The organism is Brevundimonas sp. (assembly GCF_018608325.1).
Classification (GTDB): Bacteria; Pseudomonadota; Alphaproteobacteria; order Caulobacterales; family Caulobacteraceae; genus Brevundimonas.
This window is the reverse complement of sequence record NZ_JABAZW010000007.1, coordinates 23,130-39,860: the sequence shown is the minus strand read 5'-3', so window position 1 is coordinate 39,860 and position 16,731 is coordinate 23,130. Positions and strand designations below refer to the sequence as shown.

The following is a 16,731-nucleotide window of genomic DNA, read 5'->3' as shown; positions in this document are numbered from 1 at the left end:
CGCCTCGCTCGGCGGTGTCGCGGTGTCGGACAGCCGTTATATCCGCGACGCCATACTGCAACGCGGACGCGGCGCCGCCGCCAATGAAACCGAGGGCCGCGGCGTCAACGCCTGGGCTTCCGGCGTCTTCGGCAATGGCGAGTTCGATGGCGACAACGAACTGGCGGGCTACCGCGCCGACTCCACCGGCTATCTGGCCGGTCTGGAGAAGGAGTGGTCCGGCCGCGCTCACCTGGGTCTGGCAGTCGGTGAAACCCGCACGGAGATCACCACCAACAGCCTGCGCTCCAGCGGCACCGCCCGTAGCCAGCATATCGGCCTCTACGGCGGCATGAATGCGGGCGCCTTCGCCTTGCGCGTCGGCGGATCGTGGATCGACGCCAACCTGCGCACCAACCGCACCGCTGCGTTGAACCAGTTCAACAACCAGCTGACCGGCCATTACGACGGCAAGGGCTGGCAGGCTTACGGCGAGATCGCCTGGCGCGCCTCGTTCGGCGCCAGCACGATCGAGCCATACGCCAACTACACCCGCGTCGACTATCATGCCGATGTTGCTGAGGTTGGCGGTGATGCCGCTCTGTCTGGTCGCGTCGAGCAGGTCGCCGATCTGGTCACCGCAGGCTTCCGCACCCAGACGGTGCTGTCGGAAGGCGCTGGCCGTCCCACGCTGACCGCGGTCACGCATCTGGCCTGGAGCCACGACTTCAACGATGACGGCCCGGAGTTCCGCGCCAAGTTCGCTGATGGCCCGATCTTCCAGGTCGCGGGCGCCAACATCGGCCAGGATGCGCTGCTGACCGGTCTGGGCGTCAACATCCAGGCCAACGACCGCACCAATGTCGAGGTCGGTTACGCGGGCGTCTATCAAGACGACTACAACGACAACAAGCTGTTCGCGCGCCTGAACGTGAAGTTCTAAGCCGCTTCAGATCCTCTCAACCTGAACCTTGGGCCGTGCCGATTGGCGCGGCCCTTTTTCATGGCCTATCGTCACCGCTTCGCAGACGGAGACGCCCATGTCCGCCCTTCGGCCCATCGATCACCTGGATACGCACGAGGTCCTGAACCAGCCGCCGCCGCTGGAGGGCGTCAATCTGTTCTCGGGCGACCGGGCATTGAAGGATGCGGTCGGCAAGGCGGGCGGCGGCCAGCACGCAGCACGTCTGGACCAACTGGGCGCGCGATGCGGCTCGGCTGAGGTCATCGGCTGGGGCGTTCAGGCGAATCGCAATCCGCCGGTGCTGGATACCTTCGACCACTATGGTCGTCGCATCGACGAAGTGACGTTTCACCCGACCTATCATCAGTTGATGCACCTGGGACTTGAGGCAGGTTTCGCCTCAGTCGCCTGGAACAACACGCCCACGGGCCATGTGGCGCACGCTGCGACCCTGTTCATGACCGGGCAGGCGGACTCTGGCACGACCTGTCCAATGACCATGACCTATGCCTCGGTCGCCGCGCTGGAGGTGGAGCCTTCGGTCGCCGCAGAATGGACGCCGCGCGTTCAGTCTGGGCGTTATGATCCAGCGGTTCGTCCTGCTTCTGAAAAGGCAGGCGTCACCATCGGCATGGCCATGACCGAGAAACAGGGCGGCTCGGACGTGCGCGCCAACACGACGCGGGCCGAACCGACCGGGGAGGCGGGCTGGTATGCTTTGACCGGCCACAAATGGTTCTGTTCGGCGCCCATGTCCGACGCCTTCCTGACGCTGGCCTATGCCGAAGGCGGCCTGACCTGTTTCCTGGTCCCGCGCTGGACGCCGGATGGTCAGCGTAACGCCGGCTTCCGCGTCATGCGGCTGAAGGACAAGATGGGCGACAAGTCCAACGCCTCGTCTGAAATCGAATATCACGGCGCATTGGCCCAACGCGTCGGGCCGGAAGGGCGCGGCGTCGCCACCATCATCCGCATGGTTCAGCATACGCGGCTGGATTGCGTGCTGGGGTCGGCGCAACAAATGCGTGGCGCATTGGCGCAGGCGGTCTGGCACGCAGCGCATCGCTCAGTCTTCCAGAAACGTCTGATCGACCAGCCGATGATGGCGGCGGTGCTGGCTGATCTGGCGGTCGACAGCGAGGCGGCGACGGCCATGGGCCTGCGGTTGGCCCAGACCTTTGACGAAGACGATGCTCTGGGGCGCCTGCTGACGCCCATCGCCAAATACTGGGTGTGCAAGCGCGCGCCGGGCTTTGTCTATGAGGCGATGGAGAGCCTGGGCGGAGCGGGCTATGTCGAGACGGGGCCCATGCCGCGCCTGTTCCGGCAGTCGCCGCTGAACGCGATCTGGGAAGGGTCTGGCAATGTCATCGCCCTGGACGTCCTGCGCGCCATGGGGCGTGAGCCGCAGTCCGTAGAGGCGCTGCGCAGCTTCCTCGACGGTCAGCGCGGACGCGATGCCGACTATGACACCTGGCTGGACGGCCTGTCGTTTGAAACGGCGCATGAGGCGGGCGCGCGGCTGGTGGTCGAACGTCTGGCGCTGGCGGCTCAGGCGGCAATCCTGCTGGCGTGGGACAATCCTTCAGCCGAAGCCTTCTGCCGTCTACGCCTGACGGATCGGGGGTCGGCTTACGGCGCTCATGACGCCGTCATCGACACCAGCACCATTCTGGACCGCGCCATGCCCGCCTGATCAGCCCTCGAAGGCCGCCAGACCCCGCTCCAGATCGGCGATCAGATCGGCGGGGTCTTCCAGCCCGATGTGGAAGCGGACCAGTTCGCCCTCCAAAGGCGTGGGGTGATCGCGATAGGCCATCTGATGCGTCTCATGCGTGGCCAAGCTTTCGAACCCGCCCCACGAATAGCCCAGACCGAACAGACTTAGGGTGTCGAGGAAACGCTGGCCCGCCGCTGCATCGCCGCCCTTCATCACCACGCCCATCAGCGAGGCGCCGCCTGTGAAGTCGCGCGCCCACAGATCATGTCCGACCGAGCCGGGCAGGGGCGGATAAAACACCCGCGACACCTCCGGCCGCGCCTGCAGCCACTCGGCCACCTGCAATCCCGAGCGTCCCTGTTCGGCATAGCGCAGCGGCAGGGTGCGCAGGCCCCGCAGGGTCAGCCAGGCGTCGTCTGGCGACACGTGCCAGCCCATGTCCTCGATGGCGTCGCCGATAGCCCGGATCAACCGCGCCTCATTGGCGACGATGCCGCCGATCAGCACATCCGAATGTCCGGCGGCGTATTTGGTCAGGGCCTGAACACTGACATCCACCCCATGCGTCAGAGGCTTGAATGCCAGTCCCGCAGCCCAGGTGTTGTCCAGCACCGTCAGGACGCCGCGTGACCGACAGGCGTCCGCGACCTTGGCCACATCGACCATTTCAAAGGTCAGGGATGCGGGCGATTCCATCAGCACCAGCCGCGTCTGCTCCCCGATAGCCGCGATGATCGCATCTGCGTCGGCGCCCGCAGGCAGGAACCGGGTCGTCACGCCGCGCGCCGCCAGATAGCGGCTCAGGAACCGTCGCGTCGGGCCATAGACAGCGTCGGTCGTGATGATCTCATCGCCCGGCCGCGTCAGGGCCAGCACAGGCACAGTCACGGACGCCAGCCCGGATGGAACCAGAAACGCCTGCGCGCCGCCCTCCAGATCAGCCAGTGCCGCGCGCAGTTCCCGCGCCGCCGTCGTGCCTTCCAATCCATAAACAGGGCCGTCGGCGCCGTGGCGCATGGCGTCCGCTGTGTCACTGAGCATGGTCGAGGCACGTTCGATTGGCGGGTTCACCGGGCGGCGCCCTTGCCCCCGTCGCGTCGCGGAGGCGATCAGGCGGGTGCGATCTGTGTGCGGCGACATGACCTCTCCGATGGGTTGCGGATCAGGACCTAAAGGCCTCTAAACTCTGCCGGGCGCAAGCGGCGGAGGGAGAGTTTACGCGATGCGGTGCTGGACGATTGGAGCGATGACGGCCCTGCTGCTGGCGGCGGCCTGCAGCCGACAGGCGCCTGCGCCTGAAACCGACACGACGGCGGCAGGCCATTTGCCGCAAAGCCCGGTCCTGACGGCGATCAAGCAGCGCGGCCGTCTGAACTGCGGCGTGCATCAGGGGCTGGTCGGCTTCGCCTATACCGACAATCGCGGACAGTGGCGCGGCTTTGACGCCGACTTCTGCCGCGCCCTGGCCGCCGCCATTCTGGGCGACGGCGATGCGGTGCGTTTCGTGCCCCTGTCGGCGGGGGACCGGTTCAAGGCTCTGAATGACGGGCGTGTGGATGTGCTGTGGCGCAACTCGTCCTGGACCATGACACGCGACGCGGGCGAGGGCTTCATCTTCGCGGGCATCAACTATTACGACGGCCAGGGCTTCCTGGTGCGGCGATCGCTCAATCTGGCCAGCGCCACCGAGTTGAACGGCGCCCGTGTCTGCGTGCAGTCCGGTTCTACCGCAGAGGCGAACGCCGACGACTTCTTCCGCTCGCGCGGCGTGGACTATCGCCCGGTCGTCCTGGCGACCGAAGAGGCGGCCCGAGACGCCTATGCACGCGAGGACTGCGACGCCTTCAGCGCCGACATCTCGGCCCTGGCCGCCGCCCGCACGACCCTGACCAATCCGCAGGAGCACGCCATCCTGTCCGACGTGGTGTCCAAGGAGCCGTTGGGGCCGGTCGTCAAGGCGGGCGACGAACGCTGGGCCTCGGTTGTGCGCTGGACGCTGAATGCTGTGATCCTGGCTGAAGAACTGGGTGTAACCCGCGAAAATGCCGAGGCTCAGGCCAAGGATTCTCGCGATCCACGCGTGCGCCGCCTGCTGGGCGTCGAGGGCGACTATGGCGCCATGCTGGGTCTGCCCAAGACCTGGGGCGCGAACGCCGTGCGCGCCACCGGCAACTATGGACAAATCTTCGACCGCAATCTGGGGCCGCAGTCGCCGCTGAAGCTGGAACGCGGCCTGAACGCCCAATGGAACGCCCAACCGCCGGGCCTGATCTATGGGTTGCCGATCCGGTAGGCGCTGACACTGGCACCTTTTCCTCAGGAGGAAAGATGACGGAGACGAAACGCGGAAAGCTCCCGCTTCACTGGCAGATGCTGATTGGCTTCAGCCTGGGTCTCAGCACTGGCCTTCTGGTTCACCTCGCCGTCGGCGGGGATGTCGGCTGGGTGCAGTGGCTGACCGCGAACGTCACCGGCCCGATTGGCCAGGTCTTCCTGCGCCTGTTGTTCATGATGGTGATCCCGCTGCTGTTCTCGGCCCTGGTCATGGGGGTCGCCGAGATGGGCGATCTGGCGTCGCTGGGTCGAACGGGTCTGAAGACGCTTCTGCTGACCATCGTGATTTCCGGCATCGCGGTCGTCATCGGCATGGGCATGGTCAATCTGTTCCAGCCCGGACGCGGCGTCGATCCGGTCCTGGCCCAGTCCCTGCTGGATCAGGGCAAGGCGGGCGCCGCAAGCATCGTCAACAGCGCACCGACCAGCATTTCCCTGGGTGATTTCTTCCTGGAGCTTGTGCCCTCCAACGTCTTCACCGCCGCAGCGGAGAACGCGATCCTGCCGGTGATGGTCTTCGCCCTGTTCTTCGGCGTCGGTCTGGTGATGGCCAAATCACCCGCGACGGACCGGCTGCAGGAGGTGGTTCAGGGCCTGTTCGAGATTACGATGAAGCTGATCAACCTCTTCATCAGACTGGCCCCCCTGGCCATCGCCTGTTTGATGTTCAACCTGGCTGCCCTGTTTGGCTTCGAGCTGTTGATCCGGCTGGCCGCCTATGTCGCGGTCGCAGTGGGCGCCATGGCGATCCACATGTTCGTCGTCTATCCGCTGGCTGTCTGGTTCCTGGGCGGCATGTCGCCCATCGCCTTCTTCCGCGGCGTGCGAGAGCCGATGATCGTGGCCTTCTCGACCGCCTCGTCCAACGCCTCCCTGACCTTCGCCCTGCGCGCGGCGGAACAGCAGCTTCACCTGCCGCGAAAAATCGCCCGCTTCGTCCTGACGGTCGGCGCCACCGCCAATCAGAACGGCACGGCCCTGTTCGAGGGGGTGACCGTGCTGTTCCTTGCCCAGTTCTTCGGCATCGAATTGACCCTGATGCAGCAGTTCATCGTGATGCTGGTCTGCATTCTGGGCGGTGTCGGTACAGCGGGCGTGCCTGCCGGCTCTCTGCCGGTCGTGGCGATGATCCTGGTCATGGTCGGCGTGCCGCCGGAAGGCATAGGCCTGATCCTGGGCGTCGATCGCTTCCTGGACATGTGCCGCACCACGTTGAACGTCACCGGCGATCTGGCCTTGGCCACCATCGTCTCACGCGGCGAAGACAATGATCCCGAGGATGAGGGCGCCGAGCAGGCAGCGGCGTCCGTTTCCGCCTGATCTCAGCCCGTCGTCACCGGCGTGTCGGCGCGGCTACCCCATTCAGCCCAGGAGCCGTCGTAGAGTTGCGAGGGCTGGCCCAACTCAGCCAGCCCAAGGCTGAGAATGGCGGCGGTGACGCCTGATCCGCAGGTGGTGGTCACCGGCTTGGGGACATCAACGCCCGCATCAGTGAACGCCTGAGCCAGGGCGTCGCCACGCTTCAAAGTGCCGTCGTCGTTCAGCAGGCGATTGTAGGGCAGGTTGATCGCGCCGGGCATATGTCCGGCCCGCACGCCGGGGCGCGGCTCGGCGGCCTCGCCCCGGAACCGCGGTGCGCCGCGTGCATCGACGACCTGGGCCTGGGCGTCCAGAGCGGTTTGCACCTGCTCAGCGTCAACGACGGCTTCGGCTTTGAAATCGGACGTAAACACCGCCGTCACCGGCTGGGCTGCATCGGCCGTCACGGACCGCCCCTCGGCCAGCCATTTGGGCAAGCCGCCGTCCAGCACCTGAACCCGGCGGGCGCCCATGGTTCTGAACATCCACCAGACACGGGCCGCCGAGAACAGGCCTGCCGTGTCATAGACGACGATATGATCATCCGCACTGACGCCCAGCGCCCCGACCGAGGCGGCGAAAGCTTCCGGCGCTGGAAGCATATGGGGCAGGGGGGTGTCGGCGTCCGACACGGCCTCAAGATCAAAAAAGACCGCGCCCGGAATATGCGCCTCTGCGAACTGGGCGGCGGCGTCGCGCCCGTCCAGATGCCAACTCCCGTCAATCACACGCAAGTCCGGCGCGCCCAGTACAGCCGCCAGTTCATCGGTCGAGATCAAGGGTTTCATGGTCTGCTCAACGCCGGTTGCACAAGATCTGTCGCCTGACGGCTACAGCGGCCTCTGACAGGAGGTGTCCCGTTAATTTGCCATAGGGTCAATCGCGGTCGCTATGGTCATCGCCCCGTCTCGACACGGTTTTCAACGCATCCAGCGCCCGCGCGCGTGCCACGTCGTGATCCACCACAGGCCTGGGATAGGTGTCGCCCAATCGCACCCCGGCATCCCGCAAGATCTCATTCGGCGCAGTCCACGGGACCTGAAGCCATTTGGCGGGCAGGCGGCGCAGTTCGGGAACCCAGCGCCGCACATAGGCGCCGTCGGCGTCGAACTTCTGCCCTTGGGCCGTCGGGTTGAAGATGCGGAAATAGGGAGCGGCGTCGGCGCCGGAACCCGCCACCCACTGCCAGTTCTGCACATTGCTGGCCAGATCGGCGTCCACCAGCGTGTCCCAGAACCAGGCCTCGCCGTCGCGCCAGTCGATCATCAGGTGTTTGACCAGGAAGGAGGCCACGACCATCCGCACTCGATTGTGCATCCAGCCCGTCGTCCACAGTTGACGCATTCCGGCGTCGACCAAGGGATAGCCCGTCTGGCCGCGTCGCCAGGCCTCCAACGCCGCTGCATCATCCCGCCAGGGCATGGCGTCATACTCCGGTCGGAAGGCCCGGGTTTCGATGAAGGGGAAGTGGTGCAGCAGGTGCGCCGAGAAATCGCGCCACACGATCTCGGCGACAAACTTTTCGGCTTCTGCAACTGGAACACGCCCTTGGGAGGATGCGGCGCGCACTTCACGGACGGCCCGCCAAGGGCTGATTTCACCCCAATGCAGGTGGGGTGACAGGCGGCTTGTGTCGGCGCGGCCCGGAATATCGCGGCCGTGGCTGTAGGTCTTCAGCCCGCCGTTGGTGAAGGCCGACAGATTATCCAGCGCCCCTGCCTCGCCCGGCGCCCAGTCGAACCCGCCGGACCAGTCGGGACGCCGGGGATGAAGTCGCCAATCATCCAGAACATCACTGGTGATTTTCGGGGTGACGATCCGTGCGGGCGGCTCCAATCCTTGGGGCGGTTCAAACTTGCCCAGCAGCGCCTTCATGAAGGGCGTGAACACCTTGTAGGGCTGGCCCGAGCCGTTCAGCACCGATCCCGGCGGGCATAGCAGGGAGCCGTTGAAGCCATGACAGGACACGCCGTCCGACTGCAACGCATGGGCGATATCGGCGTCGCGTTCGAAACCAGCAGGTTCGAAACTGCGGTTCAGGAACAGGGAATCGGCGTCGGTTTCCGCAATCAACTGCTGCAGCACCGCCAGCGAATCGCCACGGCGCAGAATCAGTCCTGCCCCCCGTGCCTCCAGATCGCTCGCCAGCGCTCTCAGCGACTTATCCAGCCACCAGCGCGAAGCCCCGCCCAGAGGCCGTTGCGCACCCTCATCGTGAATGAACACAGGCAGGATCGGTCGCCCCGTCTCGACCGCACGGTTCAAGGCGGGATTATCCTGCAGCCGCAGATCGCGACGAAACCAGAGGATGACGGGCTTGGTGGTCACGCGGGGCGCCTGCATGATAGCTTGAACTCTTCCCTTAAGAGCGCCACCTGATGGCCTCATCCTTGCGGCAAAGGCCGCATCCATAACGTCATTCGCAAGAGAGCCGCCTCGTGAGCCGACCCAACGCCGTCATTACGTTGTCCGAAGGTCTTCGGACGCCTGTCGTCATCGGCGGCGGAGCAAGAATCGTCTTTATCGCCGGTCCCTGCCAGATGGAAAGCCGCCAGCACGCGCTGGAGACGGCCCACAGGTTGAAAGAAATCGGCGAACGGCTGAACGCCGGGATCATCTACAAGACCAGCTTCGACAAGGCCAACCGCACCAGCGCCAGCGCCGCGCGCGGCATCGGCCTGAAGGACGCATTGCCGATCTTTGCCGAAATCCGTGAGGTCACCGGCCTGCCGACCCTGACTGACGTTCACTCCGAGGCCCAGTGCGGACCGGTGGGTGAAGTCGTCGATGTGCTGCAGATCCCGGCCTTCCTCAGCCGCCAGACCGACCTGTTGCTGGCCGCCGCCGCCACGGGCAAGGGGATCAATATCAAGAAGGGCCAGTTCCTGGCTCCCTGGGACATGAAGAACGTCATCGCCAAGGTTGTCGGCGCGGGCAACCCGAACGTCATGGCGTGCGAGCGGGGCGCCAGCTTCGGCTACAACACCCTCGTCAGCGATATGCGCGCGCTGCCGGTGCTGCGCGACATCGGCTGCCCGGTCGTGTTCGACGCAACCCACAGCGTGCAACAGCCGGGCGGGCAGGGCACGTCGTCGGGCGGCCAGCGCGAGTTCGTTCCGGTGCTGGCCCGCGCCGCCGTCTCGGTCGGCGTCGACGCTGTCTTCCTGGAAACGCACGAAGACCCCGACAACGCCCCGTCGGACGGCCCCAACATGGTGCCGTTGGACAGGTTTGAGGAACTGGCGGCGCAACTGATCGCCTTTGACGATCTGGCCATCAAGATCGGCGTCAAGGCGCCGGTGGCGTCAGCGGCCTAAATCCTCTAGGTCGGGCCTATGTCTGACACCCTCGACCTGGGCGCCCTGCAGAAGCTGCTGGAGCGCGTGCGTGACCTGAAGATCGCCTGCGTCGGCGATCTGATGCTGGATCGGTATGTCTATGGCGAGGTCAACCGCATCTCGCCAGAGGCGCCGATCCCGGTCCTGCACGCGCGCCGCACCGTCGCCATGCCTGGCGGCGTGGGAAACGTCGCTCGCAACGTCGCCGCGCTGGGCGGTCTGGCCCAGTTGGGCGCCATCGCGGGTGAAGACCCAGCGGGCGCTGAACTGAGTGACCTGATCGCGGCGGAAGACCGGATTTCCGACTTCATCAGCCGTCCGTCCGGCGCCGCCACCATCGTCAAGACGCGCTTCGTCGCCGCAGGGCAGCAGTTGCTGCGCCTTGATCATGACGCGGCGCCGGTGTCGATTTCAGAATCTAACGCATTTTCTGATGTTTCGGCGATACTTCTATCTGATTACGCAAAGGGTGTGGTCAGTGATGACCTGATCTCAGCTGCACTTGCTGTCGCCAGAGCCAATGGTGCGCCGGTCATTGTTGATCCCAAGGGGCGTGACTTCGCCCGGTACGGCGCGGTCGATGTGATTAAGCCCAACGCCTCGGAATTGTCAGGAGCCACCGGCCTCCCTGTCGACACCGATGCCGAGATCGAAGCGGCTCTGGCTGCACTTCTGGCCCAGACAACGGCGCGCGCCATCATTGTCACGCGCGCCGGCAAGGGCATGAGCCTGGCGCGCCGTGACGGCTCGGTGCAGCATTTCCCCGGCCGTGCTCGCGAAGTTTATGACGTCTCCGGTGCAGGCGACACGGTTCTGGCGTCGCTGGGGCTGGCGCTGGGCGCAGGCGCATCGCTGGAGACAGCGGTGCAGTTCGCCATTCTGGCTTCTGGCGTTGTGGTCGGCAAATCCGGCACCGCCGTCGTCACGCCAACCGAACTGATCGATGCAGAACTGAGCCAGCACTCCGTGGCCGCCCAGGCCAAGGTCACGCCGCTGGACGAACTGGCGGCCGAGGTCGAGGCTTGGAAGCGTCAGGGCCTGAAGGTCGGCTTCACCAACGGCTGTTTCGACATTCTGCACCGGGGCCACGTCGCCTATCTGGCCCAGGCCCGCAGCTGGTGCGACCGGCTGGTGGTGGCGTTGAACACCGACGCCTCTGTCAAGGTGCTGAAAGGCGAGGGCAGACCGGTCAATGATCTGGACAGCCGTGCTGTCGTCATCGGCGGCCTCAGCAGCGTGGATCGGGTGACCAGTTTCGGCGATCCGACCCCAATCGCCCTGATCGAACGGCTGCGGCCCGATGTGCTGATCAAGGGATCGGACTATACGCGTGAAGGCGTCGTCGGCGGCGATCTGGTGGAAAGCTGGGGCGGCGTCGTCCGTCTGGCGGATTTCAAGGACGGGTTCTCCACCACCCGTACAATCGAAAAAATGACTGGCTCGGCACAATGACGCCCAGAATGATCGTGGTGACCGGCGGCGCCGGTTTCATCGGCTCCAACATCGTGGCGCGGCTGACGGCTGAGACGGCCTATGACGTCGTGGTGTGCGACCGGCTGGAGACCGCCGATCTGTCCAAGTGGAAGAACCTGGCCAAACACCCCATCGCTGACTTCTGGTCGCCGGAGGAATTGTTCGAGCAACTGGAGCGCCACGCCGACCGTATCGAGGCGGTGGTCCATATGGGCGCCATCTCCTCGACGACCGAACCGGACGCCGACCTGATCCTGCGCACCAACTTCACCCTGTCTCGCGAGTTGTGGGACTGGTGCACGATCCGCGACGCCCGCCTGATCTACGCCTCGTCCGCCGCGACCTATGGCGATGGTGAAACGGGCTTCAATGATGACGACGACGCAGAGTCTCTGTCTCAGCTTCGCCCTCTAAACGCCTACGGCTATTCAAAAATGCTGTTCGATCAGTTTGCCGTTCGACAGGCTGAGCGTGGACAGGGGCCCAGTCAGTGGGCCGGACTCAAGTTCTTCAACGTCTATGGACCCAACGAAGGTCACAAGGGCACGATGAAGTCGGTCGTGGCCCAGATCTGGCCCAAGGTTGCGGCGGGTGAGACGGTCAGCCTGTTCAAGTCGCATAACCCCAACTATGCCGACGGCGGTCAACTGCGCGACTTCGTCTATGTCGATGACGTGGTCGACATCATCGAGTTCCTGCTGCAGTCACCAGAAGTGTCGGGCATCTTCAATGCCGGTTCGGGACAGGAGCGCTCGTTCGAAGATCTGGCGCGCGCCACCTTTGCGGCGGCGGGCAAGGATGCGTCGATCGCCTATATCGACATGCCGGAAGTGATCCGCGACCGGTATCAGTATTTCACCCAGGCCCGCATGGACCGCATTCGCGCCGCCGGGTTTGAAGGCCAATCCACACCGCTGGAAGAGGGCGTGCGTCGCTACGTCCAGGACTTCCTGGCCACATCGGACCCGTATCGCTGATGCTGCCCAAGCTGACCTTCCGCCAATGGGTCGGCTATGCGGGTTTCGCCGTGGTGTTCATCCTCACGGCGGCCATCGCGGTCTGGCGTGGGGACATCTTGCGTGCGGGTCTGGACCCGCAGGTTCCGTTCCAGACCTATGCACCGCCGCCCGCGCCTGACTATACGACGCGCAAGCCCTGGGCCCTGTATGAGGCCCGCGTAAACGGCGCTGGCGATGCGGCGGTCTTCTTCGTCCATTCGACCACCTTTGACGGCGGGAAGGAATGGAACGGCCCCATCGGTGATCCCGATTCCGACGCCTATCTGCGCCGGGTCGTCCTGCCGAATTATGCCGGACCTTTTGCGCGGGCGGGCGCCGTCAGTGCGCCGCTGTATCGGCAGGCTAGTCTCTATTCCCGCCTTACCCTGCGCGATGATGCGCGAGAGGCACGGGCGTTTGCCTATCAAGACGTGCTGGCTGCCTTCGACAACTGGCTGACCCGACACCCCAGCGGCCCCATCGTAGTGGCGGGGGTGGAGCAGGGGGCAGAACTGCTGGACCGCCTGCTGCGTGACCGGATTTCGCCTGACCCAAGGCTGCGTGATCGCCTCGTCGCCGCCTATCTGATGGATGTGATCATCGCGGCGGATCGCGTGCCGGAGAATATTCCCGCCTGCACCACGCGGCGGGAACTGCACTGCATCGTGGCTTGGTCACAGGTCGGCGACAACGACGATTCGGCGGGACGCAGGCGTTTTCGGCGCGCCCTGATCTGGGACGACAAGGGCCGTTTGATCGAGCTGAACGGTCGGGCGGGCCTGTGCGTCAACCCCACCACCGGCACGACGGACACCGCACCCGTGCCGGAAAGAATGCATCGCGGCGCCACCAATGCGACAGGCCTGGAATGGGGCGCTCGTCCAGCCCTGATGGCGCGCGAAGTGAAGACGCAATGCCGCGACGGATTGCTGCGCCACAGCTGGCCAAATCTGGAGTCCTTCCGCGACGGCGGCAGCTGGTCGGATCGAAGAAAGGCTCGCCCTTACAATCTGTTCTATGGCGATCTTGAAGCGGATGTTGCGGATCGTTTGGCGACCTACAGGCTGGAAACCGCTCAGCCCTGATCTCAGAGCGTCCGGTTTAGGTAGCGCCGTGCGATGGAGATGCGTAACCTCGCGTCAAAGGGAGTTTCCATATGGACTTTGCTACTATTTTCGCCGGGGTCGTTCTTCTGCTCGCGATCGTGCTGTTATTCAGCGTTATCAAGATCGTACCGCAAGGACGTGAGTTCACGGTTGAACGTTTCGGCAAATACACCAAGACGCTGAGCCCCGGCATCGGCTTCCTGACGCCCTTCGTGGAGCGCGTCGGTCGTCGCATGAACATGATGGAACAGGTGCTGGACGTCCCGACGCAGGAAGTCATCACCAAGGACAACGCGATGGTGAAGGTGGACGGCATCGTCTTCATTCAGGTGATGGACTCGGCACGCGCCGCCTACCGCGTTGACGATCTGCCCTATGCCATCTCGCAACTCTGCATGACCAACCTGCGCACCGTGGTCGGTTCGATGGAACTGGACGAGGTTCTGAGCCAGCGCGACAGCATCAACACCCGCCTGCTGCACGTCATCGACGCGGCGACTGAGCCTTGGGGCGTCAAGGTCAACCGCATCGAGATCAAGGACCTGACCCCGCCGACCGACATCACCAACGCCATGGCCCGCCAGATGAAGGCCGAGCGTGAACGCCGCGCCGTCATCACCGAAGCCGACGGTGAAAAGTCCGCGGCTATCGCCCGCGCCGAGGGCGCCAAGCAGGCCGCCATTCTTCAGGCCGAAGGCCGCAAGGAAGCCGCCTTCCGCGACGCTGAAGCCCGTGAACGTGAAGCCGAGGCTGAAGCCCGCGCCACCGCCATGGTGTCGGAGGCCATCGCCCGTGGTGACGTGAACGCCATCAACTACTTCGTCGCTCAGAAGTATGTCGAAGCCTTCGCCGAACTGGCCCGCAGCCCGCAACAGCGCACTGTCATCGTGCCCGCCGAAATGGGCGCACTGGTCGGCACCATTGCCGGGATCGGCCAACTGGTCGGTCTGGCGCAGGACCAGAGCAGCGACAGCGCCCGTGCGCCCCAGCCGCCGCGCCCCGCTGCACCGCGTCGCCCGGCTGGCGGCAGCGTACCGCCTTCGGCCTGACAGGACCTCTGAGCCATGACCGCCGTCCTCAATCTTTATGCTGCACAGCCGTTCTGGATCTGGTTGGCTATCGGCGTTCTGTTGCTGGCCATCGAATCGATGGCCTCGACGGAATGGCTGTTGTGGCCCGCCGTTGCGGCGGGGGTCGTGGCGGTTCTGACGGCGGTCGGGCTTCATCTGGGCTTGCCCGGCGAGGTCGCGGTCTTCGCTCTGCTGACCGTGGTCGCCACGGTGCTTTCGCGCCGTCTGGTCTCAAAGGCCAACCCCAGCGGCCCGGACATCAACGACCGTGACAGCCGCCTGATCGGCCAGCACGCCCGGGTCGTGCAGCCCTTCGTCGACGGCCGTGGCCGGGTCTTCATCTCGGGCGCCGAATGGCCTGCGGAGATCGAGGGCGAGGGACCTGAAACCGGCGGTGATGTTCTGGTGCACGGCGTCAGCGGTTCGCTGCTGAAGGTCACTGTCGCGCACTAGGCGGCGTTTGCGGCAACCTTCGCGGTAAATGGGCGTTCGGCGATTATGCCTGACGCCCAGACCGCACCAACGCCCGCCTTTCAGGATGGCTTGCCGGTCCCCCGGCGATATTGGGCCATCGTCTCCATTGGTCTGGGCATCACTCTGGCCGTGTTGGACGGGGCCATCGCCAATGTGGCGCTTCCGTCCATCGCCCATGATCTTCAGGCGTCAGAGGCGGCGTCGATCTGGATCGTCAACGCCTATCAGATCGCCATTGTCGTCTCGCTGCTGCCGTTGGCGTCCCTGGGCGAGATCGTCGGCTATCGTCGGGTGTCCCAGGCTGGGTTGGCGGTGTTCACCCTGGCCTCCATCGCCTGCACGATGTCGGATTCCATCGTGACCCTAAGCCTGGCGCGGGTGCTACAGGGGTTCGGCGCGGCGGGGATCATGAGCGTGAACGGCGCCCTGGTGCGCTTCACCTATCCGCAGAAGTTCCTGGGCCGGGCAGTCGGCATCAATGCGGTGATCGTCTCCATCGCCGCCGCCGCCGGGCCAACCATCGCAAGCGCGATTCTGGCGGTCGGCGAATGGCGCTGGCTGTTCGCCCTGAACATCCCCATTGGACTGCTGGCCGTGTCGATGGCCGGGTTCACCCTGCCGCATAATCCGCTGCAGAAACGCAAGTTGAACTGGACCGGCGCCGCTCTCAGCGCCGCCGCCTTCGGCCTGCTGATCACCGGTCTGCAATCCCTGGCGCATGGAGAGGCGGCCATTCTGGGGTTTGGCATGACCGGCGCAGGTCTGGCGGCCGCCGTCCTGCTGGTTCGGCATGAGAAGCCGCGCGCCGCACCGTTGATTCCCCTGGACCTGCTGGCCCGGCCGATGTTCGCCCTGTCGGTCGGGACCTCCATCATCTCCTTCACCGCCCAGATGATGGCCTTCGTCGCCTTGCCCTTCTTCCTGCAAGGCTCGTTGCACCTCAGCGCGGTCGAAACGGGTCTGTTGATGACGCCCTGGCCGCTGGCCACCATGTTCGCCGCCCCCTTGGCCGGATGGCTGTCGGATCGGTATTCGGCGGGCGTGCTTGGGGCGATAGGCCTGACCATCTTTGCCTGTGGCCTGATGGCGCTCAGTTTCCTCGACGCCGATGCGTCCAAGTTCGACATCGTCTGGCGCATGGCCGTCTGCGGCGCGGGCTTCGGTTTCTTCCAGTCGCCCAACAACCGCGCCATGCTGTCCGAGGCCCCGCGTGAACGGGCAGGGGCGGCGGGGGGCGCCCTGGGCACGGCCCGCGTCCTGGGCCAGTCGATGGGCGCGGTCGTCGTCGCCTTCCTGCTTTCCTCGGCCCCGATCGCGGGCGTCCGCCACGGCTTCCAGATCGCCGCCGTCGCGGCCCTGTTTGGCGCAGTCATGAGCGGTTCGCGCATGCGTCGCCGCAAGGCCGAGCCTGAGAAGGAGGTCGAAGTCGTCTAGCGCCGTTTCAACTCGGCGACGCCCCGATTCGCCAGACCATCGGCGCGCTCGTTCAGCTCATGGCCGGCATGCCCCTTCACCCAGCGCCATTTGACGTCGTGGCGCAGGCGAGCGGCGTCCAGCCTCTGCCATAGGTCGGCGTTTTTCACCGGCTTCTTGTCGGCGGTCAGCCAGCCACGGGACTTCCAGCCGCGCATCCATTCGGTGATTCCCTGCATGACGTATTTGCTGTCGGTATGAAGCTCGACCTTGCAGGGCCGTTTCAGGGCTTCCAGCGCCATGATGGCGGCCATCAACTCCATGCGGTTGTTGGTCGTATTGGCCTCGCCGCCCCATAATTCCTTCTCGTGACCGCCGCCGGCCTGAAGCACGGCGCCCCAGCCGCCAGGGCCAGGATTGCCCTTGCAGGCGCCGTCGGTGTGGATGATTACGTGATCGGAGGGACTCATGGTCGCGCAGACCTACAGCGTCCCTTGGCGCGG

At 65.1% G+C, this 16,731-nt stretch carries 15 protein-coding genes; 11 read left to right on the top strand and 4 right to left on the bottom strand.

Annotation, left to right across the window (positions count from 1 at the left end; genetic code table 11):
* Both QZ281_RS00710 and QZ281_RS00705 read left to right on the top strand, forming a co-directional pair.
* Positions 1 to 922: autotransporter outer membrane beta-barrel domain-containing protein (locus QZ281_RS00710; protein ID WP_292223470.1), on the top strand; the 922-nt coding region annotated here is incomplete at its 5' end.
* 97 nt (positions 923 to 1,019) lie between these two features.
* Positions 1,020 to 2,639: an acyl-CoA dehydrogenase family protein gene (locus QZ281_RS00705; RefSeq protein ID WP_292223468.1), complete on the top strand. Its 1,620-nt coding sequence runs from the start codon at positions 1,020 to 1,022 to the stop codon at positions 2,637 to 2,639.
* Here the strand turns inward: QZ281_RS00705 and metC are convergent, their stop codons facing one another.
* Positions 2,640 to 3,803 (bottom strand): cystathionine beta-lyase, encoded by a 1,164-nt coding sequence (gene metC / locus QZ281_RS00700; protein WP_292223465.1) that lies wholly within the window; start codon positions 3,801 to 3,803, stop codon positions 2,640 to 2,642.
* Between the two features lie 106 nt (positions 3,804 to 3,909).
* Between metC and QZ281_RS00695 the strand changes: the two genes are divergently transcribed.
* Both QZ281_RS00695 and QZ281_RS00690 read left to right on the top strand, forming a co-directional pair.
* Positions 3,910 to 4,956 (top strand): amino acid ABC transporter substrate-binding protein, encoded by a 1,047-nt coding sequence (locus QZ281_RS00695; protein WP_292223462.1) that lies wholly within the window; start codon positions 3,910 to 3,912, stop codon positions 4,954 to 4,956.
* A gap of 35 nt (positions 4,957 to 4,991) precedes the next feature.
* On the top strand, positions 4,992 to 6,317 hold the full coding sequence (locus QZ281_RS00690) for a dicarboxylate/amino acid:cation symporter (protein ID WP_292223459.1): 1,326 nt from the start codon (positions 4,992 to 4,994) through the stop codon (positions 6,315 to 6,317).
* 2 nt (positions 6,318 to 6,319) lie between these two features.
* Here QZ281_RS00690 and sseA read toward each other — a convergent pair whose 3' ends face one another.
* A complete protein-coding gene (gene sseA / locus QZ281_RS00685) occupies positions 6,320 to 7,144 on the bottom strand; it encodes a 3-mercaptopyruvate sulfurtransferase (protein WP_292223456.1) in 825 nt (274 codons plus the stop codon).
* An 88-nt stretch (positions 7,145 to 7,232) separates the two neighbouring features.
* Positions 7,233 to 8,684 carry a deoxyribodipyrimidine photo-lyase gene (locus QZ281_RS00680; RefSeq protein WP_363297114.1) on the bottom strand — a complete coding sequence of 484 codons (1,452 nt, stop codon included), beginning with the start codon at positions 8,682 to 8,684 and terminating at the stop codon, positions 7,233 to 7,235.
* Positions 8,685 to 8,794: 110 nt separating this feature from the next.
* Here QZ281_RS00680 and kdsA point away from each other — a divergent pair, with 110 nt between their 5' ends.
* The 7 genes from kdsA (at position 8,795) to QZ281_RS00645 (ending at position 16,249) form a co-directional block, all read left to right on the top strand.
* Positions 8,795 to 9,673 (top strand): 3-deoxy-8-phosphooctulonate synthase, encoded by an 879-nt coding sequence (kdsA, locus tag QZ281_RS00675; RefSeq protein ID WP_292223452.1) that lies wholly within the window; start codon positions 8,795 to 8,797, stop codon positions 9,671 to 9,673.
* Between the two features lie 18 nt (positions 9,674 to 9,691).
* The gene (gene rfaE2, locus QZ281_RS00670; protein ID WP_292223449.1) at positions 9,692 to 11,146 is read left to right on the top strand and encodes a D-glycero-beta-D-manno-heptose 1-phosphate adenylyltransferase; all 1,455 of its coding nucleotides are present in this window, start codon (positions 9,692 to 9,694) and stop codon (positions 11,144 to 11,146) included.
* Positions 11,143 to 12,144 carry an ADP-glyceromanno-heptose 6-epimerase gene (gene rfaD / locus QZ281_RS00665; protein WP_292223446.1) on the top strand — a complete coding sequence of 334 codons (1,002 nt, stop codon included), beginning with the start codon at positions 11,143 to 11,145 and terminating at the stop codon, positions 12,142 to 12,144. Before rfaE2 ends, rfaD begins: the two co-directional genes overlap by 4 nt.
* The gene (locus QZ281_RS00660) at positions 12,144 to 13,250 is read left to right on the top strand and encodes a DUF3089 domain-containing protein (protein WP_292223443.1); all 1,107 of its coding nucleotides are present in this window, start codon (positions 12,144 to 12,146) and stop codon (positions 13,248 to 13,250) included. Before rfaD ends, QZ281_RS00660 begins: the two co-directional genes overlap by 1 nt.
* Positions 13,251 to 13,321: 71 nt before the next feature.
* Positions 13,322 to 14,320 carry an SPFH domain-containing protein gene (locus QZ281_RS00655; protein ID WP_292223441.1) on the top strand — a complete coding sequence of 333 codons (999 nt, stop codon included), beginning with the start codon at positions 13,322 to 13,324 and terminating at the stop codon, positions 14,318 to 14,320.
* Between the two features lie 15 nt (positions 14,321 to 14,335).
* The gene (locus tag QZ281_RS00650) at positions 14,336 to 14,794 is read left to right on the top strand and encodes an NfeD family protein (protein ID WP_292223439.1); all 459 of its coding nucleotides are present in this window, start codon (positions 14,336 to 14,338) and stop codon (positions 14,792 to 14,794) included.
* A 45-nt stretch (positions 14,795 to 14,839) separates the two neighbouring features.
* A complete protein-coding gene (locus QZ281_RS00645) occupies positions 14,840 to 16,249 on the top strand; it encodes an MFS transporter (protein ID WP_292223438.1) in 1,410 nt (469 codons plus the stop codon).
* Here the strand turns inward: QZ281_RS00645 and rnhA are convergent.
* Positions 16,246 to 16,698 (bottom strand): ribonuclease HI, encoded by a 453-nt coding sequence (gene rnhA, locus QZ281_RS00640; RefSeq protein ID WP_292223435.1) that lies wholly within the window; start codon positions 16,696 to 16,698, stop codon positions 16,246 to 16,248. The genes QZ281_RS00645 and rnhA overlap by 4 nt on opposite strands.
* Positions 16,699 to 16,731 lie beyond the last annotated feature (33 nt).